This is a genomic window from Mesorhizobium metallidurans STM 2683 (assembly GCF_000350085.1).
Lineage (GTDB): Bacteria > Pseudomonadota > Alphaproteobacteria > Rhizobiales > Rhizobiaceae > Mesorhizobium > Mesorhizobium metallidurans.
Genome location: NZ_CAUM01000006.1, coordinates 1 through 21,207 on the forward strand (window position 1 = coordinate 1; position 21,207 = coordinate 21,207).

Annotated in this window: 19 protein-coding genes and 1 riboswitch; of the genes, 8 read left to right on the top strand and 11 right to left on the bottom strand. The window is 62.7% G+C overall.

Going from position 1 to position 21,207, the window contains the following annotated elements; genetic code table 11:
* Nucleotides 1-22 precede the first annotated feature (22 nt).
* Nucleotides 23-1,012: a LysR family transcriptional regulator gene (locus MESS2_RS00920; protein ID WP_008872139.1), complete on the bottom strand. Its 990-nt coding sequence runs from the start codon at nt 1,010-1,012 to the stop codon at nt 23-25.
* Nucleotides 1,013-1,303: 291 nt separating this feature from the next.
* On the opposite strand from MESS2_RS00920, the gene chvE reads away from it, so the two are divergent.
* The 4 genes from chvE (at nt 1,304) to araD1 (ending at nt 6,494) form a co-directional block, all read left to right on the top strand.
* Nucleotides 1,304-2,368 (top strand): multiple monosaccharide ABC transporter substrate-binding protein, encoded by a 1,065-nt coding sequence (gene chvE, locus MESS2_RS00925; protein WP_008872141.1) that lies wholly within the window; start codon nt 1,304-1,306, stop codon nt 2,366-2,368.
* A gap of 99 nt (nt 2,369-2,467) precedes the next feature.
* Nucleotides 2,468-4,000 carry a multiple monosaccharide ABC transporter ATP-binding protein gene (mmsA, locus tag MESS2_RS00930; protein ID WP_040591754.1) on the top strand — a complete coding sequence of 511 codons (1,533 nt, stop codon included), beginning with the start codon at nt 2,468-2,470 and terminating at the stop codon, nt 3,998-4,000.
* Nucleotides 3,997-5,289 (top strand): multiple monosaccharide ABC transporter permease, encoded by a 1,293-nt coding sequence (gene mmsB, locus MESS2_RS00935; protein ID WP_008872143.1) that lies wholly within the window; start codon nt 3,997-3,999, stop codon nt 5,287-5,289. The genes mmsA and mmsB overlap by 4 nt, the downstream gene beginning before the upstream one ends.
* Nucleotides 5,290-5,501: 212 nt before the next feature.
* Nucleotides 5,502-6,494 (top strand): AraD1 family protein, encoded by a 993-nt coding sequence (araD1, locus tag MESS2_RS00940; RefSeq protein WP_008872144.1) that lies wholly within the window; start codon nt 5,502-5,504, stop codon nt 6,492-6,494.
* 65 nt (nt 6,495-6,559) lie between these two features.
* Here the strand turns inward: araD1 and MESS2_RS00945 are convergent, their stop codons facing one another.
* Both MESS2_RS00945 and MESS2_RS00950 read right to left on the bottom strand, forming a co-directional pair.
* Complete coding sequence (locus MESS2_RS00945) at nt 6,560-7,333, bottom strand: ABC transporter substrate-binding protein (RefSeq protein ID WP_008872145.1); 774 nt, start codon at nt 7,331-7,333, stop codon at nt 6,560-6,562.
* 95 nt (nt 7,334-7,428) lie between these two features.
* On the bottom strand, nt 7,429-8,520 hold the full coding sequence (locus tag MESS2_RS00950; protein ID WP_008872146.1) for a 2'-deoxycytidine 5'-triphosphate deaminase: 1,092 nt from the start codon (nt 8,518-8,520) through the stop codon (nt 7,429-7,431).
* 141 nt (nt 8,521-8,661) lie between these two features.
* A riboswitch (SAM riboswitch) is annotated at nt 8,662-8,739 on the top strand.
* 55 nt (nt 8,740-8,794) lie between these two features.
* Here MESS2_RS00950 and MESS2_RS00955 point away from each other — a divergent pair.
* On the top strand, nt 8,795-9,985 hold the full coding sequence (locus MESS2_RS00955; RefSeq protein WP_008872147.1) for an O-succinylhomoserine sulfhydrylase: 1,191 nt from the start codon (nt 8,795-8,797) through the stop codon (nt 9,983-9,985).
* A 24-nt stretch (nt 9,986-10,009) separates the two neighbouring features.
* Here MESS2_RS00955 and MESS2_RS00960 read toward each other — a convergent pair whose 3' ends face one another.
* Nucleotides 10,010-11,155: a ceramide glucosyltransferase gene (locus MESS2_RS00960; protein ID WP_008872148.1), complete on the bottom strand. Its 1,146-nt coding sequence runs from the start codon at nt 11,153-11,155 to the stop codon at nt 10,010-10,012.
* Nucleotides 11,156-11,477: 322 nt separating this feature from the next.
* Here MESS2_RS00960 and apaG point away from each other — a divergent pair, with 322 nt between their 5' ends.
* Entirely contained in the window at nt 11,478-11,870 is a 393-nt protein-coding gene (gene apaG, locus MESS2_RS00965) for a Co2+/Mg2+ efflux protein ApaG (RefSeq protein WP_008872149.1), read from the top strand.
* Nucleotides 11,871-11,890: 20 nt separating this feature from the next.
* Here the strand turns inward: apaG and MESS2_RS00970 are convergent, their stop codons facing one another.
* From MESS2_RS00970 to MESS2_RS00980, 3 genes are all read right to left on the bottom strand, one after another.
* Nucleotides 11,891-12,925: an Hsp33 family molecular chaperone gene (locus MESS2_RS00970; RefSeq protein WP_083918315.1), complete on the bottom strand. Its 1,035-nt coding sequence runs from the start codon at nt 12,923-12,925 to the stop codon at nt 11,891-11,893.
* Between the two features lie 93 nt (nt 12,926-13,018).
* Nucleotides 13,019-13,930 (bottom strand): ornithine carbamoyltransferase, encoded by a 912-nt coding sequence (gene argF / locus MESS2_RS00975; protein ID WP_008872151.1) that lies wholly within the window; start codon nt 13,928-13,930, stop codon nt 13,019-13,021.
* Nucleotides 13,931-13,947: 17 nt separating this feature from the next.
* Nucleotides 13,948-15,147 (bottom strand): aspartate aminotransferase family protein, encoded by a 1,200-nt coding sequence (locus tag MESS2_RS00980; protein WP_008872152.1) that lies wholly within the window; start codon nt 15,145-15,147, stop codon nt 13,948-13,950.
* Nucleotides 15,148-15,505: 358 nt separating this feature from the next.
* Between MESS2_RS00980 and MESS2_RS00985 the strand changes: the two genes are divergently transcribed.
* Nucleotides 15,506-16,024, top strand: coding sequence for a GcrA family cell cycle regulator (locus tag MESS2_RS00985; RefSeq protein ID WP_008872153.1), 519 nt, complete (start codon nt 15,506-15,508; stop codon nt 16,022-16,024).
* A gap of 130 nt (nt 16,025-16,154) precedes the next feature.
* On the opposite strand, the gene MESS2_RS00990 is transcribed toward MESS2_RS00985, so the two are convergent.
* The 3 genes from MESS2_RS00990 to MESS2_RS01000 all read right to left on the bottom strand — a co-directional run bounded on the left by MESS2_RS00990 (nt 16,155) and on the right by MESS2_RS01000 (nt 19,350).
* Nucleotides 16,155-17,165 (bottom strand): magnesium and cobalt transport protein CorA, encoded by a 1,011-nt coding sequence (locus MESS2_RS00990; RefSeq protein WP_008872154.1) that lies wholly within the window; start codon nt 17,163-17,165, stop codon nt 16,155-16,157.
* A gap of 84 nt (nt 17,166-17,249) precedes the next feature.
* Nucleotides 17,250-17,975, bottom strand: coding sequence for a phosphate signaling complex protein PhoU (gene phoU, locus MESS2_RS00995; protein ID WP_008872155.1), 726 nt, complete (start codon nt 17,973-17,975; stop codon nt 17,250-17,252).
* A 112-nt stretch (nt 17,976-18,087) separates the two neighbouring features.
* Nucleotides 18,088-19,350: an ATP-binding protein gene (locus MESS2_RS01000; RefSeq protein ID WP_040591757.1), complete on the bottom strand. Its 1,263-nt coding sequence runs from the start codon at nt 19,348-19,350 to the stop codon at nt 18,088-18,090.
* 123 nt (nt 19,351-19,473) lie between these two features.
* Between MESS2_RS01000 and ppk2 the strand changes: the two genes are divergently transcribed.
* Nucleotides 19,474-20,382: a polyphosphate kinase 2 gene (ppk2, locus tag MESS2_RS01005; protein WP_008872157.1), complete on the top strand. Its 909-nt coding sequence runs from the start codon at nt 19,474-19,476 to the stop codon at nt 20,380-20,382.
* Between the two features lie 70 nt (nt 20,383-20,452).
* Here ppk2 and MESS2_RS01010 read toward each other — a convergent pair whose 3' ends face one another.
* On the bottom strand, nt 20,453-21,202 hold the full coding sequence (locus MESS2_RS01010; protein ID WP_083918321.1) for an enoyl-CoA hydratase-related protein: 750 nt from the start codon (nt 21,200-21,202) through the stop codon (nt 20,453-20,455).
* Nucleotides 21,203-21,207 lie beyond the last annotated feature (5 nt).

Below are 21,207 nucleotides of genomic sequence, written 5' to 3' on the forward strand. Positions count from 1 at the left end.
TGACGACTGTCCTTAGTGCGCTTCAACCCACCTCCCGCAAAATGAAATCGTGCAGCATCTTGGCGGCCGGCGACAGCACGCGGTTCTTCACCGTGATCAGGCTATAGGGCCTGACCTCGATGTCGAACTCGGTCTGGACGACGTCGATGGCGCCTGCCAGTCCCTCGGGGTTCTGGATGAACTTCGCCACCTGGATCGACACTGGCGCGATCGCGTCCGACTGCGCGACCATGACCAGGGTGAGCAGCAGCGAGCTGGTGTTGAGGATACGGTCCGGCAAAGCGATGTTGCGGTTCAGGAAATTGCTTTCCATCGCCTGGCGCAGCGGCGAGCCGCCCGACTGGAAAACCCAGTCATAGGCGGCGGTCTCCTCCAGCCGCACCGCCTTGCCCTTGCTCAGCGGGTGGCCGCGGCGCACGATCAGGCAGGCTTTCTCGACGCCGATGACGCGCGACTCGAACAGCCGCGGGTTGAGGTCGTCGGGGATGCGCGCGATGATGAAATCGTGACGCGTGGCGATAAGCTCGCGCGCCAGCACATTGGAGGTCTCGACCTGCATGTTGATCTCGATGCGCGGATAGATGCGGCGGATTTCGCGGATCGCCGGCACGGCCAGCTCGATCGCCGGCGCCGTCACCGCGCCGAGGAACACCGAGCCGCCCTTGCCGGCCTTGAGTTCTGAAATCTCGCGGTCGACCTCACGCATCTCGAGCAGGATCGAGCGTGCGCGCCTGGCCAATGCCTTGCCGTAGGGCGTCAGCGTGATGCCGCGCGGCAGCCTTTCGCACAGTTTGACGTCGAGCACCGCTTCCATCTCGGCGATCATGCGCGAGGCGGCGGGCTGCGAGATATTCATCACCTGCGCCGCGGCGCTCACCCGGCCGTGATCGTCGAGTGCGGCGATCATGCGCATGTGGCGCAGGCTCAAGCCGCTGCGCAACAAGGTTTCGCCGTCGCCCGGAAGGTCGTCGTAACTGCTGGAAATTCCAGCAGGATTCCGCAATGCCGCCATGATCTTCGCCAGCTTCCGCCAATGTTTCGGACTGCTTCAGCCATATATCAGTTTCGATATAGCAACCATCAGAGATCGCATTTGACAGTTATGTCAAAGGGACACACCCTCCGCGCGTCCCGAGACGTGTCGGTCGATGACGAGAAAAATCGTATCGATTGAAACAAGCGTACCGGGGCCGATTGGGAGGATACCGGAGATCGATAGACGACAGCGGCGCTTGCGCTTCTGCTCGACTGCGCGGCCCGCGAAGCCCCGAGGTGTCGCGTCCATCAACCAGGGAGAGTTACTGTGAAAATCATCAAGACACTGGCCGCCGTCGCGGCCCTTGGCATCGCGGCCATGACGCTGCCTGCGCAGGCAGGCGAAGGCCTGGTCGGCGTGCTGATGCCGACCAAGACCTCGCAGCGCTGGATCAATGACGGCGACGCCGTCAAGTCCCAGCTCGAGGCGCTCGGCTACACGGTCGACCTGCAATACGCGCAGGACGACATTCCGAACCAGCTCAGCCAGCTGGAAAACGAAATCACCAAGGGCCCGAAGGCGCTGATCATCGCCTCGATCGACGGCACCACCATGTCGGACGCGCTGCAGAAGGCCGCTGACGCCGGTGTCGTCGTCGTCGCTTATGACCGCCTGATCAAGAAGACGGCCAATGTCGACTACTATACCACCTTCGACAATTTCGGCGTCGGCGTCATCCAGGCCAAATCGCTGCTCAAGGGCCTCGGCTATCCGGAGAAGAAGGGTCCGTTCAACGTCGAGCTGTTCGGCGGTTCGCCGGACGACAACAACGCCTTCTTCTTCTACAACGGCGCTATGTCGGTGCTGCAGCCGCTTATCGACGACAAGACGCTGGTCGTGAAGTCCGGCCAGATGGGCATGGACAAGGTCGGCACGCTGCGCTGGCTGGCCGCGACCGCCCAGGCCCGCATGGACAACCTGCTCTCCGCCAATTACTCGGACGGCAGCCGCGTCGACGGCGTGCTTTCGCCCTATGACGGCCTGTCGCGCGGCATCATCGCCTCGCTGCGCGCTGTCGGCTACGGCACCGCCGACCAGCCATGGCCCGTGGTGACCGGCCAGGACGCCGAAACCGCTTCGGTCAAGGCGATCATCGCCGGCGAGCAGTATTCGACCGTGTTCAAGGACACCCGCGAACTGGCCAAGGCTACCGTCGAACTCGTCGACAAGGTGCTCTCGGGCGGCAAGCCGGACGGCCTCGACACCACGACCTACAACAACGACGTCAAGGTCGTTCCCTCGATCCTGCTGACGCCGTATGAGGTCGACAAGTCGAACTACCAGGCGCTGGTGGTCGACTCCGGCTACATCAAGGCTGACGAGCTGAAGTAATCCCGGTCGCAAAGTCTGGGGTCCTGCGCCACGCAGGGCCCCTTTTCGTTAACCAGCGAGCCCGGTATGTTTGCCGATCTCGGAGGAGCTCAATTCCTGATGACCTCGACGATTTTGGAGATGCGCGACATCACCAAGACGTTCCCCGGCGTGAAGGCGCTGTCCAACGTCAATCTGCGCGTCGAAGAAGGCGAGATCCACGCCGTGGTCGGAGAGAACGGCGCCGGCAAGTCGACGCTGATGAAGGTGCTGTCGGGCGTGTATGCGTCCGGCACCTATGACGGCGCGATCGTCTACCGTGGCGAGGAATGCCATTTCAAAGGCATCCACGACAGCGAACACAAGGGCATCGTCATCATCCACCAGGAACTTGCGCTGGTGCCGATGCTGTCGATCGCGGAAAACATTTTCCTTGGCAACGAACACGCCAGATACGGCGTCATCGACTGGAATGCCAACGAGACGCGCACCAGCGCCCTGCTCAAGAAAGTGGGCCTCAAGGAGGATCCCAAGACGCTGATCACCAATATCGGCGTCGGCAAGCAGCAGCTGGTCGAGATCGCCAAGGCGCTGAGCAAGGAAGTGAAGCTGCTGATCCTCGACGAGCCGACGGCGAGCCTGTCCGAAAGGGACAGCCAGGCGCTGCTCGATCTGTTGCTCGAATTCAAGCGGCAAGGCATCACCTCGATCCTGATCTCGCACAAGCTCAACGAGGTCAACCGGGTCGCCGACAAGGTCACCATCATCCGCGACGGGCGGACGATCGAAACGCTGACCAAGCAAGACATCTCGGAAGACCGCATCATCACCTCGATGGTCGGCCGCTCGCTCGACGACCGCTATCCGCCGCGCGAGCCGAAGATCGGCGAGGTCGTGCTCCAGGTGAAGAACTGGTCGGTCTATCACCCGATCCATGCCGAGCGGCAGGTGATCAAGGGCATCGACATCAACGTCCGCAAGGGCGAGGTGGTCGGCATCGCCGGGCTGATGGGCGCCGGACGGACCGAATTCGCCATGAGCCTGTTCGGCCGCTCCTACGGCCGCCGCATCAGTGGCGAGGTGCTGCTCAAGGGCAAGCCGATCGATGTCTCCTCGGTGAGCAAGGCGGTGGAACAAGGCATCGCCTACGTCACCGAGGACCGCAAGACCTACGGCCTCAACCTGATCGATCATATCAAGCACAACATCACGCTGGCCAATCTGGGCGGTGTGTCGCGTCACAGCGTGATCGACGATCTGCGCGAACTCGCCGTCGCCAACGAATACAAGGCCAAGACCAACATCCGCTCGTCCAGCGTCTATCAGATGACGGGCAATCTGTCGGGCGGCAACCAGCAGAAGGTGGTGCTGTCGAAGTGGCTCTTCGCCAATCCGGAAGTGCTGATCCTCGACGAGCCGACGCGCGGCATCGACGTCGGCGCCAAATATGAAATCTATACGATCATCGCGCGTCTCGCCTCGGAGGGTAAGGCGATCATCGTCATTTCGTCGGAAATGCCCGAACTGCTCGGCATCACCGACCGCATCTACGTCATGAATGAAGGACGCATCGTGGGAGAAATGGCCGCAAGCGACGCAAGTCAGGAAAAAATCATGCGCGCCATCGTCCGCGGAGAAGGAAAAGCATCATGAGCACCGAAAGCGCTCCCGCGCCGAAAACCGGCGTCGCCGAAGACGTAGACCAGAGGCCGCGCGTTGCCGTCTCGGCGCTGGTCACCAATCTGCGCGAATACGGCCTGATCCTGGCGCTGATCGCCATCATGGTGTTCTTCCAGTTCACGACGTCGGGAACGCTGTTCAAGCCGGTCAACCTGAGCAATCTGGTGCAGCAGAACAGTTTCATCATCGTGATGGCGCTGGGCATGCTTCTGGTGATCGTCTCCGGCCATATCGATCTCAGCGTCGGCTCCGTCGCCGGCTTCATCGGCGCGCTGGCGGCGATGATGATGGTCATCTGGCCGCTCGGCCCTTTGAGCAATCCGCTGGTGGTGTCGATCATCTGCCTGATCGTGGGTGGCGCGATCGGCGCGGCTCAAGGCTACTGGATTGCCTATCACCGAATACCGAGCTTCATCGTCACGCTGGCGGGGATGCTGATCTTCCGCGGCATCTGCCAGGCGCTGCTGGGCGGCGGGTCTTCCGTGGGGCCGCTTCCGGACGGCTTCAAGGCGCTCAGCTCCGGCTTCATTCCCGACGTGATCGGCTCGTTGACGCTGATCCCGCCGGTCGTGAATGCCGCCGGCAAGACCATTGTCGGCAGCGGGCTGACGCTGCACATGACGACGATCGTGATCGGCCTGATCGCCGTGCTCGCCTATGCCTATTTCGGGCTCAGGGCACGGCGCAGCCGCGAGCGGCATGGCTACGAAGCCGAACCCTTCACGCTGTTCGTCGTCAAGACCCTGGTGACCAGCGCTCTGGCGCTGTTCCTGGTCTACCAGTTCGCCACCTACAGAGGCCTGCCGATCGTCCTCATGGTGATGGGCGTGCTGATCGCCCTGTTCGTCTTCGTCACCAAACGCATGACGATCGGCCGCCGTATCTATGCGATGGGCGGCAATGCAAAGGCGGCGCAGCTATCGGGTATCAAGACCGAACGGCTGACCTTGATGGTGTTCATCAATATGGGCGTGCTGTCGGCGCTTGGCGGCCTGATCATCGCGGCGCGGCTGGGGCAGGCCGTGCCGGCGGCGGGCCTTGGCAGCGAGCTCGACGTCATCGCCGCCGTGTTCATCGGCGGCGCTTCGGCCATGGGCGGCGTCGGCCAGGTCATCGGCGCGGTGGTCGGCGGTTTCATCATGGGCGTCATGAACAACGGCATGTCGATCATGGGCGTCAATGTCGACTGGCAGCAGGTTGTGAAAGGCCTGGTGCTGCTCGGCGCCGTGGTCTTCGACGTCTACAACAAGAACAAGGGTTGAGCCGGGAAAAACCTGGCCGGACGAGGAAACCATACGGGTCACATCGCGGCTGCCGGCAAGAGGCCGGTGCGAAGAAGTCTCCTGAGAGACCAGGCCAGCGAGCGCAATCCGGACGAAGAATTTCACCCGTGGCGCGGACCTGGTCCGGGTCGCGCTTGGAAGGGTTTGCCGGAACCGGCAGGCCGCCAAGGCAATTCTAGAGAGGGTACATCATGCTGATCTCCCAGATCCTCGACGACGCCGAGACGATCCGCGTCGTTGCCCGCAATGGCGGCAAGACCCGGATCATCAACGGCGCCCGCAGCGTCTATTCGCTGGCGATGGAGGCCGCCCGCACCGGTACCGGCCTCGCCGCCCTCATCGAGCGCAAGGGGTTCGGTGAAGCGGTCGACCTCGATGCCGCCTACAAGAAGGGACGGCTGTTGTCGCCGATCAACCATCCCGATCCCGCGCATCTCCATCTCACCGGCACCGGGCTGACGCATCTTGGCTCCGCGGCAACCCGCGATTCCATGCACAAGAAGCTCAATACCGATGGCGCAGAACAGCTCACCGATTCCATGAAGATGTTCCGCATGGGGCTGGAAGGCGGCAAGCCGGCCAAGGGCCAGATGGGCGTGCAGCCCGAATGGTTCTACAAGGGCAATGGCACGATGGCGGTGGCGCCTGGCGCGGCACTGATGTCGCCCGCTTTCGCCCAGGATGCCGGCGAGGAGCCGGAAATCGCCGGCATCTACGTCATCGGCGACGACGGCGCGCCGTTCCGCGTCGGTTTCACGCTGTCGAACGAGTTTTCAGACCATGTCACCGAACGCGTGAACTATCTGTTCCTCGCGCATTCCAAGCTGCGCAATGCCTCGTTCGGGCCGGAGATCCTGATCGGCGACCTGCCGTCCGACATCAAGGGCTCCTCGCGCATCCTTCGCGACGGCAAGCTGCTTTGGGAAAAGCCGTTCCTGTCGGGCGAGGCGAACATGTCGCACACCATTGCCAATCTAGAGCACCACCATTTCAAATATTCGGCCTTCCGCCAGCCGGGCGACGTGCATGTGCACATGTTCGGCACGGCGACGCTGTCCTTCGCCGACGGCATCCGGACCGAGGCCGGCGACGTCTTCGAGATCGAGGCCGGGGATTTCGGCCTGCCGCTGCGCAATCCGCTCGAAATCGAAAAGCCGGTGAAGGTGGCGGTGAAGGCGCTTTAAGCGGGGCAATGACAGCGTGATCTCCCCCTTGTAGGCCCTTGTAGGGGAGATCACGCTTCGACCTCTCAATAGATATCGAAGTCGAAATATTTGGCCTGGATTTTCTTGTAGGTGCCGTCGGCGACGATGGCGTCTATTGCCGCGTTGAGCTTTTCGCGCAGCGCATTGTCTTCCTTGCGCACGGCGATGCCGGCTTCGGTCTCGGTGCCCTTGACGTCGCCGACCATCTTGCAGCAACCGTCGCTCGCCTTCTTCATCCAGTCCATCAGCACGAACTTGTCCGAGAGGACGGCGTCGAGACGGCCGTTCATGAGGTCGGTGATCGCCTCTTCCTGGGTCGGATAGAGCTTCGACTCGGCGCCGGCCTTGCCATAGACGTTCTGGGCATAGTCGGCCTGGGTCGTGGAGGCCTGCGCCCCCACCGTCTTGCCGTCGAGCGCCGCGGCCTCGGTCGAGGTGATGTCGGTGTCCTTCAGCGCCACCAGCGAAAGTGGCGTCGTATAATATTTGTTGGTGAAGGAGACCTGCTTCTTGCGCTCCTCGGTGATGCTCATCGAGGCGATGATGGCGTCGAACTTCTTGGCCTGGAGCGCCGGGATCATGCCGTCCCAGTCCTGGGTGACGAGTTCGCATTCGACCTTCATCTGAGCGCAAAGCGCATCGGCGATGTCGATATCGAAGCCGACCAGCTTGCCGTCCGCTGTGATGGTATTGAACGGCGGATAGGCTCCCTCGGTGCCGATCTTCAGTTTTTCCTGTGCCGGCGCCGAGGAGAGGCCGGCGCCGGCCACCAGCATGGCAGCCGCCGCTGCCGATATGATCCATCTCGAAATCCGCATTTTTTGTTCCCCTTGCAGCTGGTCAATTTGACGGGTTGGCATAGCCAAGCATGGCGCGCCCGGTCAGGCAAGCGCAGTCTGAGGTTGCGGAAGGATCAGCGCGCGGCGCGGAAATGCTTGGACAGTTTCAGGCCCTGTGCCTGGTAGTTCGAGCCGAGGTCGGTGCCGTAGAGCGCCTGCGGCCGCTTCAGCATATGCTCGTAGACCAGACGCCCGACGATCTGGCCGTGGTCGAGGATGAACGGCACTTCATGGCTGCGCACTTCGAGCACCGCCCGGCTGCCGGTGCCGCCGGCCGCCGAATGGCCAAAGCCCGGATCGAAAAAACCGGCATAGTGGACGCGAAATTCGCCGACCAGCGGATCGAAGGGCGTCATCTCCGCGGCGTAGAGCGGCGGCACATGCACCGCCTCCTGGCTGACGAGGATGTAGAATTCGTCCGGATCGAGCACCAGCTCGCCGGCGCCGCTCTTGTAGAGCGGCTCCCAGAAATCGACGACATCCTGCGCGGCGCGCTTGTCGACATCGACCAGCCCGGTGTGGTGCTTGCCGCGATAGCCGACCAGCCCGTCCTTGTCGCCGTCGAGATCGATCGAGAGTGCGATGCCACCGCCGGAAATGTTCGGCGGCTCGGTGGCAACCAGCGTCTCGGCGCGATGCAGGTCGCTAAGCTCGCTTTCCGACAGAAGCGCGTTGCCGGTGCGGAACCTGATCTGCGACAGCCGCGAGCCGGTGCGGACAACGATCGGAAAGGTGCGCGGGCTGACCTCGAGATAGAGTGGGCCGGTATAGCCGGCGGCGATCTTGTCGAACTCATGGCCGCGATCGGTCATCACGCGGGTGAAGATGTCGAGCCGTCCGGTCGAGCTCTTCGGATTGGCCGAGGCCGAAATGTTTTCAGGCAGTGCCAGGCTTTCGAGCAGCGGCACGATGTAGACGCAGCCGGTTTCGAGTACCGCGCCTTCGGCAAGACTGATCTCGTGTAATTTCAGCCGGTCGAGCTTTTCGGCGACCTTATGGTTCGGACCAGGCAGGAAGGAGGCGCGGACGCGCCAGGCCTTGTCGCCGAGCCTGAGATCGAGGCTCGCCGGCTGGATCTGATCGGCATCGAGCGCAGACGCCTTCAGCGCGCCCGACTGGAACAGCGCGGAAATATCCTGATCGGGAAGAATGCCTGTCTGCCGCAAAGGCTGGCTCCGCTCCAACGCCGAGGCTTTTTTGTCGCAGGTTCTTGTCGCAAAACCGGGGAACACTTTTGCGGAACCTGCTTGGTACAAACCTCTTAATCAAGCCGGCAATTGACGCAAGCGCGGCGCCGGTCTAAAGGGTCGTTATCCCGTGGTGATTTGGCCGGTCGGCTTGCAGCCACGTTAAACAAGTCGCTAAAGGACCGTCGGGCCGCAAGGCCGTATGGACCGGTTGCGACTTTCGCGGCCGGTTTTTTGTGTCTGGAACAAAGTGATGACAAGCAAGAAGCGCAACTGGAAGCCTCAAACCGCACTCGTGCATGGCGGGACGCTGCGTTCCGGCTTTGGCGAAACGTCCGAGGCAATGTACCTCACCCAGGGTTACGTCTATGAGACGGCACAGGCGGCGGAAGCCCGCTTCAAGGGCGAGGAACCGGGCTTCATCTATTCGCGCTACGCCAATCCCACGGTCGACATGTTCGAGAAGCGCATGTGTGCGCTCGAAGGCGCCGAGGATGCGCGCGCCACCGCATCCGGCATGTCGGCGGTGACCGCTGCCCTTCTGTGCAGCGCCAGGGCCGGCGACCATATCGTGGCGGCACGCGCGCTGTTCGGCTCCTGCCGCTGGGTGGTCGAGACGCTGGCGCCGAAATACGGCATCGAGGCGACGCTGGTCGACGGCACCGACATCGCCAACTGGGAAAAGGCGGTCCGGCCGAACACCAAGCTGTTCTTCCTGGAAAGCCCGACCAATCCGACGCTGGAGGTGGTCGACATCGCCGCCGTGGCAACGCTCGCCAATTCGATCGGGGCGCGGCTGATCGTCGACAACGTCTTTGCCACCCCCTTGCAGCAGAAGCCGTTGCAACTCGGCGCCCACATCGTCGTCTATTCGGCGACCAAGCATATTGACGGCCAGGGGCGGTGCCTCGGCGGCGTCATCTTGTCAGACAAGAAGTGGATCGACGAGAATTTGCACGACTATTTCCGCCACACCGGCCCCAGCCTGTCGCCGTTCAATGCCTGGACGCTGCTGAAGGGCCTGGAGACGCTGCCGTTGCGCGTGCGCCAGCAGACGGAGAGCGCCGGCAAGATCGCGGATTTCCTCGCCGAGCGGCCGGAAATCGCCCGCGTCATCTATCCCGGCCGCGCCGATCACCCGCAGGCCGCCGTCGTCAAGAAGCAGATGACAGGCGGCTCGACGCTGATCTGCCTCGACGTCAAGGGCGGCAAGCAGGCGGCCTTCGCCTTCCAGAACGCCCTCGACATCGTGCTGATCTCCAACAATCTCGGCGATGCCAAGAGCCTGATCACCCATCCGGCGACGACGACGCACAAGAATCTGAGCGACGAAGCCCGCGCCGAACTCGGCATCGGACCCGGCACGCTCAGGCTTTCGGTCGGACTTGAAGATACGGATGATCTGCTCGCGGATGTCGAGCAGGCGCTGAAATCAGCCAGATAGCAGCCGCCGGGCGACAGGATTTGCTCAGACGCTTTCTTCCAGCTCGGTCATCGCCTTGGTGCGGATGATCATGGCGTTGCCACGCCATTCGACAGCACCGCCCAGCCAGCCACGTGCCCAAATCGCGGGAAGCATTGCATCCCGCACGATCATGGCGGTTATGGTGCGTGGCGAGAGATACCAGCCCTTGGCCCAGGCGAGCATGCATTCCGGCACATAGGCAATCAGCAGCACGCATAAAGCCGTGGTGGGCAGGCTGATACCGGCGCTTGCCGCCGCGACCAGTGCCAACAGCAGTGGCATTGCCACGCCGGTTAATATCTCGGGCGCGAAGAACAGTGGGAAGGTGACGCGGCGCAGTCGCGCCCATCGGGCCTGGCGCGACCAGATTTCGCCAAATGTGCGCTGGCCGAGCGGCTGCTCGAAGGGCGAGGCGACGAGGTTGACGCGCAAGCCGAGCCCATTGACCAGCTTGGTCGCAGCAGCGTCCTCGGCGATCTCGGCGGCGAGCGCGTGGATACCGCCGTTCGCGTCAAGCATCGGCTTGTTCCACAGCATGCTCTTGCCCTGGGCAAAGCCGAGGCCGAGTGCCTCGCCGGCATATTGCCAGCGCGCCTGCAGCGTGTTGAGGAAGGCGCATTCGACTTCGGCCCAGAAGCCATCCGGCCGTGAGCCGGTCGGGGTCGAGCAGACAAGGCCTGTGTCCGGCCGCCAGGCGGCCATCAGGTGCTGGACATAGTCTTTGGGCATCAACACGTTGGAGTCGGCGAGGATGACCCAATCGTGGCGTGCGGCTTCCCAGCCCTTGACGCAGTTGTTGAGCTTGGGATTGGCGCTGATGCGGTCATCGCCGGTGAGCAGCCGCGCCGGTACATTGGGATAGCGGGCGATCGCGGCGTTGATGAGCTTGACCACCGGGTCGTCGGCATGGGCGACGCAAAAGATCAGTTCGTAGTGCGGCCAGTCGAGCGAGAAGGCGCGCTGAAGCGTCTCCTCGGTGAACGGCTCTACACCACGCGACGGCACGACGATTGAGAGAGGCGGCTGCTTCCCGGAGGGTACAGCGATGACCCGCCGCGCCTTCAGCCGCGACGAGGCGAGCATGATGCTGGCGAGATTTGAAAGAAGAAGGGCTGAAGAAGCGAAGGCGGCTGCGAGAGTCAGTTCCATCGAGATCTGGTCACTCCGGAAAGGCCGCCCGCGGCCGTTTCATTAGAGCGCCGCGCGTCCATTTGGACGCGCAAAGGATGCTCTAACGCAGTCTACGCATCGTACTTTGCGAAAATCGAATTCGATTTTCGGGCCGATGCGGTAGCCGACAGAGCGCCCGAGTCGCCCGGCACAGTCTGTGCACACCAACATTGTCATGTGTCACTTAAATGACATTGTTTTTCGGCACGTGCGCTTTAAGGCCAGCAAAACGGGGACCGCGCTCCCGCATTCAACCGCGCAGCGGGACAAATGTTCCCTGCCGCAGCAACCGGAGTAGTCCATGTACCGCGCCGTTACGCGCAACATCGAAGTGCTGGTCAGGCCGTTCTACCTGGAAGATCGCTCGGACCCGTCGGAGAACCGCTATGTCTGGGGTTACCACGTAACCATCGACAACCAGTCGGACGAATTCGTGCAGCTTCTGTCGCGCTATTGGCATATCACCGACGGCGCCGGCCGCGTCGAGGAAGTGCGCGGCGCCGGCGTCGTCGGCGACCAGCCCGAACTCAACCCCGGCGACAGCTATCAATATACATCCGGCTGCCCGCTGCCGACACCGTCCGGCATCATGGTCGGCCACTACACGATGCGCAACGCGCGGGGCGAGACGTTCAACATCGCCATCCCCGCCTTCTCGCTCGATTTGCCAGGCACGCGGCGCACGGTGAACTGATCCGCGCTTTCGCGTCCCCCTCACTGAGCCGCCGCGAACTCCGCCGGGTCAAAGTCATATTGCTTCGAGCAGAATTCGCAGGCGACGTGAATGCCGCCCTCCTCGGTGCTATCGCTGATCTCGTCGGCGGAGAAGCCTTCGAGAATGCCACGGATCTTGTCCCTGGAGCATGAGCATTGGTCGGCGACCGGCACGCCGCCGAAGACACGCACGCCGTGCTCGTGGAAGAGGCGATAGAGCAGCCGCTCGGCGCCGATCGTCGGATCGATCAGTTCGGTCGGCTCGATGGTGCCGAGCAACGCCAGCAGTTCCTGCCAGGAATTGTCGGCCGGGTCATGGACCTCCTCGCGCGGATCGCCGTCGCCGCCCGGAAGGTCGGGCACGCGCATACGTTCGGGCGACTGCGGCAGGAACTGCGCCAGGATACCACCGGCGCGCCACTGCTCGCGGGCGCCGCCGATGCCGGGCGTCAACAGCTTGGCCACCGAAAGCCGGAGATCGGTCGGGATCTGTTCCGACTGACGGAAATAGGTGCGCGCAGCCTCCTCCAGCGTCTCGCCGTCGAGTTGGACAATGCCCTGATAACGTTGCGTGTGGGCGCCCTGGTCGATGGTCAGCGCCAGCACGCCGCTGCCGAGCAGCGTCTGCTGCGACGTCTCGCCGGCGGCCGTCAGCGCCTCCAGCCGGTCGGCATCGAAACGCGCGTAGGCCCGCAATGCGGACGGCGTGGAAAAATCCGCGACCAGCATGTCGACCGGCCCGTCAGTGCGGGTCTGCAGGATGAACTTGCCTTCGAACTTGAGCGAGGTGCCAAGCAGCACCGTCAGCACGCAGGCTTCCGCCAGGAGACGGGCGACCGGCTCGGGATAATCGTGACGCGAAAGGATGGCGTCGAGCATCGGCCCGAGCTGGACGGTGCGGCCGCGCACATCGAGCGGGTCGACCTCGAAGGGTACGACATGATCGTCGCCGGCGTAGCCGAATTCGCCGAGTTTGGGTTGATGTTCAGCCAATTGACGGGTTTCCAACATGACAAAGCTCCGGGGCGCGGCCATGCCGCCCTGCGGGGCGCATGCGTCGAAACGCGCTCATTTTGCGTGATGGGCCTGAAATAGGCACCACGCATTCCCAGATCAAGGTGGCCCGGATCAAGCGCCCAGACACCAGGCCAGGACCGCCTTCTGGGCATGAAGCCGGTTCTCGGCCTCGTCGAACACCACCGAATGCGGCCCGTCGATGACCTCGTCGGTGACCTCCTCGCCGCGATGCGCCGGCAGGCAGTGCATGAAGAGCGCGTCGGGCTTGGCCTTCGCCATCAGCGCCGCATTGACCTGGTAGGGCAGGAAGACGTTGTGGCCGCGGGCGCGGTGTTCCTGGCCCATCGACACCCAGCAGTCGGTGACGACGCAGTCGGCCTCGTGGACCGCCTCCTCGGGCGAGCGGGTGAAGTTCAGCCTGCCACCATGCCGCTTCGACCAGTCGACATGCTTCTCGCCCGGCTCACTGCCTTCGGGCACCGCGACATTGAGGTTGAAGGCGAACCGCGCCGAAGCTTCCAGCAGGGAATGCAGCACGTTGTTGCCGTCGCCGGTCCAGGCGATTGTCTTGCCGGCCACCGGACCGCGATGTTCCTCGAAGGTCATGATGTCGGCCATCAACTGGCAGGGATGGGTGTCGTCGGTCAGCCCGTTGATGACGGGTATGGTGGCATTCTCGGTCAGCTCCAGCAGCCGCTCATGCGAGGTGGTGCGGATCATGATCGCATCGACATAGCGCGACAGCACCTTGGCGGTGTCGGCGATGGTTTCAGAGCGGCCGAGCTGCATCTCCGTGCCGGTCAGCATGATGGTTTCGCCGCCGAGCTGGCGCATGCCGACGTCGAAGGAGACGCGCGTGCGTGTCGACGGCTTGTCGAAGATCATCGCCAGCACCTTGCCTTCGAGCGGCTTCGTCCGCTCGCCGGCCTTGAGGCGCGCCTTTCGCACCACCGCGTCGTCCAGCATGAAGCGCAGGTCGCCCGCGGAAACGGCGGAGAGATCGGTGAAATGGCGAAGTGACATCAGGACTGGTTCCAGGATTACTTCGCGGCAGCCGCGGCGATGGCGTCCGCCAGGCCCCGGGCACCGGCGCGGATGCGGTCGAGCGCTTCATGGATCTCGGCATCGGTGACGGTGAGCGGCGGCAGCAGGCGGATGACGTTGTCGCCGGCCGGAACCGTCAGCAGATGCTGGCCGCGCAGCGCCATGTTCACCTTGGTGTTGGGCATGGCGCATTTGAGGCCAAGCATCAGTCCGGTCCCCCGGATACCCTCGATGACATCAGGGAATTCATCGGCGACACCCGCCAGGCCCTGCTTCAGCAACAGCGCCTTGCGCTGGACATCCTCCAGGAAACCGTCTTCCAGCACCACGTCGAGCACGGCGTTGCCGACCGCCATCGCCAGCGGATTGCCGCCGAAGGTGGTGCCATGCACGCCAGCGGTCATGCCGACCGCAGCCTCGTCGGTGGCCAGGCAGGCGCCCATCGGAAAGCCTCCGCCAATGCCCTTGGCGATGGCCATGATGTCGGGCGTGACGCCGGACCATTCATGCGCGAACAGTTTTCCGGTGCGGCCGATGCCGCACTGGACCTCGTCGTAGATCAACAGCAGGCCATGCTGTTCGCAAAGCTGCCTCAGCCGTTTCAGCGACTGTGTCGGCACCGGACGGATGCCGCCTTCGCCCTGTACCGGCTCTATCAGGATCGCCGCCGTCTCCGGCGTGATCGCCTTTTCGGCGGCATCGATGTCATCGAAACCGACCTGATCGAAGCCTTCGACCTTGGGGCCGAATCCTTCGAGATATTTGTATTGGCCGCCCGCAGCTATCGTCGCCAGGGTGCGGCCATGGAAAGCGCCTTCGAAGGTGATAATACGAAAGCGCTCTGGTTGACCCTTGACGAAGTGGTAGCGCCGCGCCGTCTTGATCGCGCACTCCAGCGCCTCGGCGCCGGAATTGGTAAAGAACACCTTGTCGGCGAAGGTGGCGTCGATCAGCCGCTCACCCAGCCGTCTCTGCTGCGGAATCTCGTAGAGATTGGAGACATGCCAGAGCTTGGCCGCCTGGTCGGTGAGCGCGGCGACCAGATGCGGATGGCTGTGGCCCAACGAATTCACGGCGATGCCGCCAGCGAAATCGAGATATCGCTCGCCCTTGTCGGTAACCAGCCAAGTGCCTTCCCCGTGGTCGAAAGCCAGGGGTGCGCGAGCAAAGGTCTCGAAAAGCGCCGAACCGCTCATTATATGCTTCTCCGGAACCGGAAAATCAAAAAAGCCGCCAAAGCGGCGGCCTTTGCGGCTTATCGTGTTTTTCGGCCATGAAGTCAACGAAAACGTCGCGCAAGGACGCGCGCCAAGCCCCTCAGCGAGACGCCGGCTCATAAGCGACCGGGCAAGTTGGGGAAAACCGAAAAAACCGATTCGTGTTGCCCTTGGGACTCTTGTCACCGAGTCAGCGCATAAGGTATTTGTAGTCGAGAAATAACTAGATTTCGTGCGGCGGACCTAATCACCCGGTATATGTGGTGTTGTTTGCCCGGCGGGAGCCGGGTCGGGAAAGGATTCCGATCGCCGCACGCCTCAGCAGGAGCGCGGTCTCATGAACTGGACTGACGAGCGAGTCGAACTTCTTAGAAAACTGTGGTCGGAAGGACTGAGCGCAAGCCAGATCGCCGCACAGCTCGGGGGCGTCAGCCGCAATGCGGTCATCGGCAAGGTACACCGGCTGAAATTGTCGGGCCGCGGACGCTCGACCGCCTCGCCGGCACGCCAGAAGAAGAGCGTGCAGGGATCGAGCGTACAGAAATCGGTATCGCGGGCGGCAAGCGCGGCGCGACATATGACCACGTCGATCGGAGCGACCGCGTTGCAGGCGCAATTCGACGCCGAACCGGTGGCGCGTCATTACATCCGCCCGGTCGAGAACGTCGTCGTACCGATCTCGCGGCATCTGCAGCTCGTAGAATTGACCGAGCGGACCTGCAAATGGCCGAATGGCGATCCGCTTTCGGAAGAATTCCATTTCTGCGGCAATGACGCTGCCGAAACCGGGCCCTATTGCAAATACCACGCCCGCGTGGCTTTCCAGCCGGCTTCGGAGCGGCGGCGGAGCAGGTAGTTAGGGGAATAGGGGAGTAAGGCAGTAGGGCAGTATGTTTGGGCTGCGCTTGAGATGTGTTTTCTTGCCCTACTGCCCTACTGCCCTACTGCCCTACTGCCCTACTGCCCTATTCCCTACTGCCCTACCATCACAACCAGCCGTTCTTCCTGAACCGCCAGTACAGGAAACAGCAGATCGAAGCGATCGCTGCCAGCACGATCGGGTAGCCATATTCCATCTTCAGTTCCGGCATGTCGTCGAAATTCATGCCGTAGATGCCGGCGAGCGCCGTCGGCACCGCCAAGATGGCAGCCCACGAGGCGAGCTTCTTGGTGTTCGCCGTTTCCTGGCTCTGGCCCACCAGAAGGCTGGCTTCGAAAGCAAAGGCGAGAACCTCCCGCAAGCTGTCGATCTTTTCCTGGACGGTGCGGATATGATCGGTCACGTCGCGGAACAGCGGATGCATGGCCGCATGGATCTGCGGCAGGTCGGCGCTGGTCAGCCGGCGGCAGACCTCCACCAGCGGCAGCGCCGCATTGCGCAAGCGCAACAGATCGCGGCGCAGCATATAGAGCCGCTCGATATCAGGCCCGATCATAGGCCTTAGCAAGACCTTGTCCTCGATCGCCTCGACCTCGTCCTCGATCTGCTCGAGCACCGGCATGTAGTTGTCGACGATGAAATCGAGAATGGCATAGAGGACGAAATCCTCGCCCTTGGCCAGCGAATGCGGGCAGCTTTCCCAATGCTGGCGGACGGCGGCATAAGAGGTCGATGGACCGTGCCGGACGCTGACGATGTAGCCGGCGCCGACGAACAGATGCGTCTCGCCGAAGGTGACGCGGCCGTCGATCAGTTGAGCCGTGCGGGCAACGATGAACAAGGCATCGCCATATTGCTCGATCTTCGGCCGTTGATGCGGATGCTCGGCGTCCTCGATCGCCAGCTCATGCAGATGAAATTGCGCCTGGACGCGGAGCAACAGGTTGCGGTCGGGCTCCAGCAGGCCGATCCAGACGACATGGCCCGGCTTGCCAGCCCATTCGCCAGCTTCCTCGATCGGAATGTCGGCGATGCGCCGGCCGGCGGTATAGACACTGGACGCGACGATGCCGGAGGTCGGCGTCGGGGCTGGGGTCAGGTTTCGAACGTTTTCCATCGCAACCTCCCGAATGCATGGCTTCGGACCAGGAAGGGGGGAAAGCTTAGCCTATATTAGCAGAACGTACGAGAGGTGGTGCGTTCACTTCACCGGCAGCGTTGCGGGAAGAACGACCTTGTCCGTCTTGTCGCCCTTCGGCCGCTCGGCCGGCATCTGGTCGCCGGTGACGATGTAATAGATCGTCTCGGCGATGTTGGTGGCGTGATCGCCGATCCGCTCGATGTTCTTGGCGCAGAACAGCAGATGCGTGCAAGGCGTGATGTTGCGCGGATCTTCCATCATATAGGTCAGCAATTCGCGAAACAGCGAGGTGTACATGGCATCGATCTGGTCGTCGCGGTCGCGCACGAAGCCGATCTTTTCCACCGAGCGCGACGCGTAGACGTCGAGCACTTCCTTAAGCTGCGTCAAGGCGAGGTCGGCCAGTGCCTCGAGGCCACGGAACAGGCTGGTCGGCTGGCGCCCTTCGATGACGGAAACCACCCGCTTGGCGACATTCTTGCCAAGGTCGCCGACCCGTTCGAGGTCGGCCGAGATGCGGATCGCGCCGACGATCTCGCGCAAATCCGTCGCCATCGGCTGACGCTTGGCGATGATGACAATCGCCTTGTCGTCGATCTCGCGCTGTCCCTCGTCCAGAACCAGGTCGTCACGGATGACCTTCTGGGCGAGGCCGGGATCGGCGTTGACCAGCGCCGCGATCGCCTGTTCGACCATGCGCTCGGCATGCCCGCCCATCGCGGCGATGCGCTTCGACAGGTATTTCAGCTCCTCGTCATAGGCGCTGACGATGTGCACGGACTGCATGGATGAAATGCCTTCCCATGGTCTTCAGACTGAGTCGTCTTCCCGAATCCTCCGCTGATACGCTAGCGCGATGACAGAAAAAAGAAATCGGCAGTTAGCACATAGTGCGGCGTCAGCGCGTCGGCAAATGAACCGAGAAGGCTGCGCCCTTGCCAACCTCAGACTTGATCGAAAGTCTGGCATTGTGGCGTGTCAATATATGCTTGACGATGGACAGGCCGAGGCCCGTGCCTTTCTGGGTCCTGCTGTTCTCGACGTCGACCCGGTAGAAGCGCTCGGTGATGCGCGGGATGTGTTCTTCGGCAATGCCGGGACCGTAGTCCCTGATGGTGACGTCGATGCCCGGTTCGGGAACATCGCTGCGAGCGATCGACACCACGACGCGGCCGCCCGACTGTCCGTATTTGCAGGCGTTTTCCAGCAGGTTTTCGAAAACCTGGAACAGTTCGTCCCGGTCGCCTGGCACATCGAGCGACCCTTCCGCGAAATCCCGCTCGATGGCGACGCCGTTTTCCCTGGCAAGCGGCCCAAGCGAATCGATGACACTGCCGAGGGTCTGGCGGAGATCGACCTCGGTTCCCGGCTTCAGATAGGGCTTCATCTCCAGTCGAGACAGCGACAAGAGATCGTCGATCAGGCGCGCCATGCGGCCGGTCTGGTTCTGCATGATTTGCAGAAACTGTTCGCGCGCCGCCGGATCGCTGCGGGCCGGCCCGCGCAGCGTCTCGATGAAGCCCGATATCGAGGCCAACGGGGTGCGCAGTTCGTGGCTTGCATTGGCGATGAAATCGGCGCGCATCCGGTCGATCCGGCGCGCCTCGCTCTGGTCCTTGAACACCAGGACATAGAGATCGGTGCCGTGACCGACCGAAGAGGCGCTCACCCGGTAGGCCCGTTCGACCGGCAGCTTTTCGGTATAGTCGACGACATCCGATGCGACATCTCCCGATAAGATGCTGTCCAGCAGGGTCTGCATTTCGGGCGCGCGGAATTTGAGCGACAGCGACAGGCCCGGCGCGATACCGCCAAAAGCGGCGAAGGCAGCGGCGTTGGCATGGACGATCACGGCGGTGCGGTCGAAGATGATCAGCGGATCGGCAACCGCCGCCGCCAGATATTCGCCCGACAGCCGCTGCAGCCCACCGGCCTCTATCGCCGCGGCGCTCTCGGCGGACTGGCGCGCAGCGTCGGTTTGCAGCATCGCGGCGGCAAGCAGCACAGCGCAGGCCAGCAGCACCACATAGCCGGACATGCCTGCGAACCAATAAACCGCCAGAACCGCGACGATGCCGGCAGCAAGCAGCCAGCGGCTGTTCCACAGCCGGATAGCGATGGCTTGCGCCGCGCCTTGCTGCTCCGCGCCCATCTCAGCCATTGTCAGCCATTCGCGCGCACCTCGTGCCCTGGCATCCTGTTTCCGAAAATCGATTCCGATTTTCGGGCCGATGCAGTAAGGCTCCCAATAGCATGAGTCCCGAAGCTGGAAAGGTTCGTCTCGATGAAAAAGCCCCAGGAAAGTCCCGCAACACCCGCATCAGGTCCGCTGAAGATCAGGATCGACGGCAGGGAGCGGGAGTTCGACATCGAGAATCCCGGGCTTCCCGACTGGGTCGAGGACAACAAGCTGAGCTCGGGCGGCTATCCCTACGACAAGAAAATGAAGAGCGAGGATTATGACGAGCCGCTCGAGCGGTTGCAGATCGAACTGGTCAAGGCGCAGGCCTGGCTGCAGTCGACCGGCAAGCGGGTGATGGTGCTGTTCGAGGGACGCGACGCCGCCGGCAAGGGCGGCACGATCTTCGTGCTGCACCAGTACATGAACCCTCGCACCGCGCGCAATGTGGCGCTGACCAAGCCGACCGAGACCGAACGCGGACAGTGGTATTTCCAACGCTATGTCGATCATTTCCCTACGGCGGGAGAATTCGTCACTTTCGACCGTTCCTGGTACAACCGCGCCGGGGTCGAACCGGTGATGGGTTTCTGCACGCCGGAACAGCACGAGAAATTTCTGGACGAGACGCCGCATTTCGAACGGATGATCTGCAACGAGGGCATCCATTTCTTCAAGATCTGGCTGAACATCGGCCGGGAAGCCCAGCTCGAACGATTCCACGATCGCCGCTGGAGCCCGCTCAAGAACTGGAAATTCTCGCCGATCGACGTCGCCGGCATCACGAAGTGGGACGACTACACCAGGGCGCGCGACCAGATGCTCGAACGCACGCACAAGGAGTTCGCGCCGTGGATCATCGTGCGGGCCAACGACAAGCGGCGCGCGCGGCTTGCCGTCATCCGGCGCATCCTGCTGTCGCTGCCCTATGAAGGCCGCGACCTCGATGCCATCGGCAACGAAGACAAGAAGATCATCGGCGAAGGGCCGTCATTCCTGGGAAAACAGGACTGACATTTCAAGCGCCGCGCGGCCTCTTTGCCGCGCGGCGCCAGATCCATCGATCGCTCTTCGGCGTGGCCGTTCAAGCCGCCAGCCTGGCGATCCGCTGCAGCCGCTTTAGCGTGACGTCGTCCTGCAAAGCCTGCTGGAAAAGCGAGATCTCCTGATCGATGCGGTCGCAAAGCACACCGGTGTCGCCCTTCAGCAGGTCGCGCGTCTGCAGCAGTGCGGCGACCGGCTTCTTGGCGAGTTGCCTGGCCCTGCCAAGCGCCGCTTCCTCGACGCTGCCGCCCGCCACGATCTCCGTGACCAGACCGAGCGCCTTGGCATCCTCGGCGCGGAGCGTGTCGCCCAGGCAGAAGAAGCGGAAGGCGCCGGCATAGCCGAGCTTCCGCGGCGCCAGAATGCTGGTCGCGGCGTCCGGCACGAGGCCGAAATCGACGAACGGCACCCGGAACGTGCTTTCATCAGAGGCGAGCACCATGTCGCAATGGAACAGGATGGTGCAGCCGACACCGACAGCGTCGCCGTCGACGCAGGCAAGGACCGGTTTTGGAAACGTCGCCAACGTGCGGAACATGTCGGTGACGGCGGCGATCAACCGTTGATGCTTGGTGGCATCGAGGAACTCGGAAAAATCGCCGCCGAGGCAGAAGCAGCCGTCAAGGCCACGCAGCACCACGACCCGTACCTCATCGTCGACGGCGGCCTCGTGGAAGGTTCTCGCCAGGCTTTCATAGGCCCGCCTGTCCAGCACCGGCCGGCCGTCGTCCGACGACACTGTGACAATCAGAGTATGATTGCGGAACTCGGTTTGCGCGTGGATGTTCATGACCG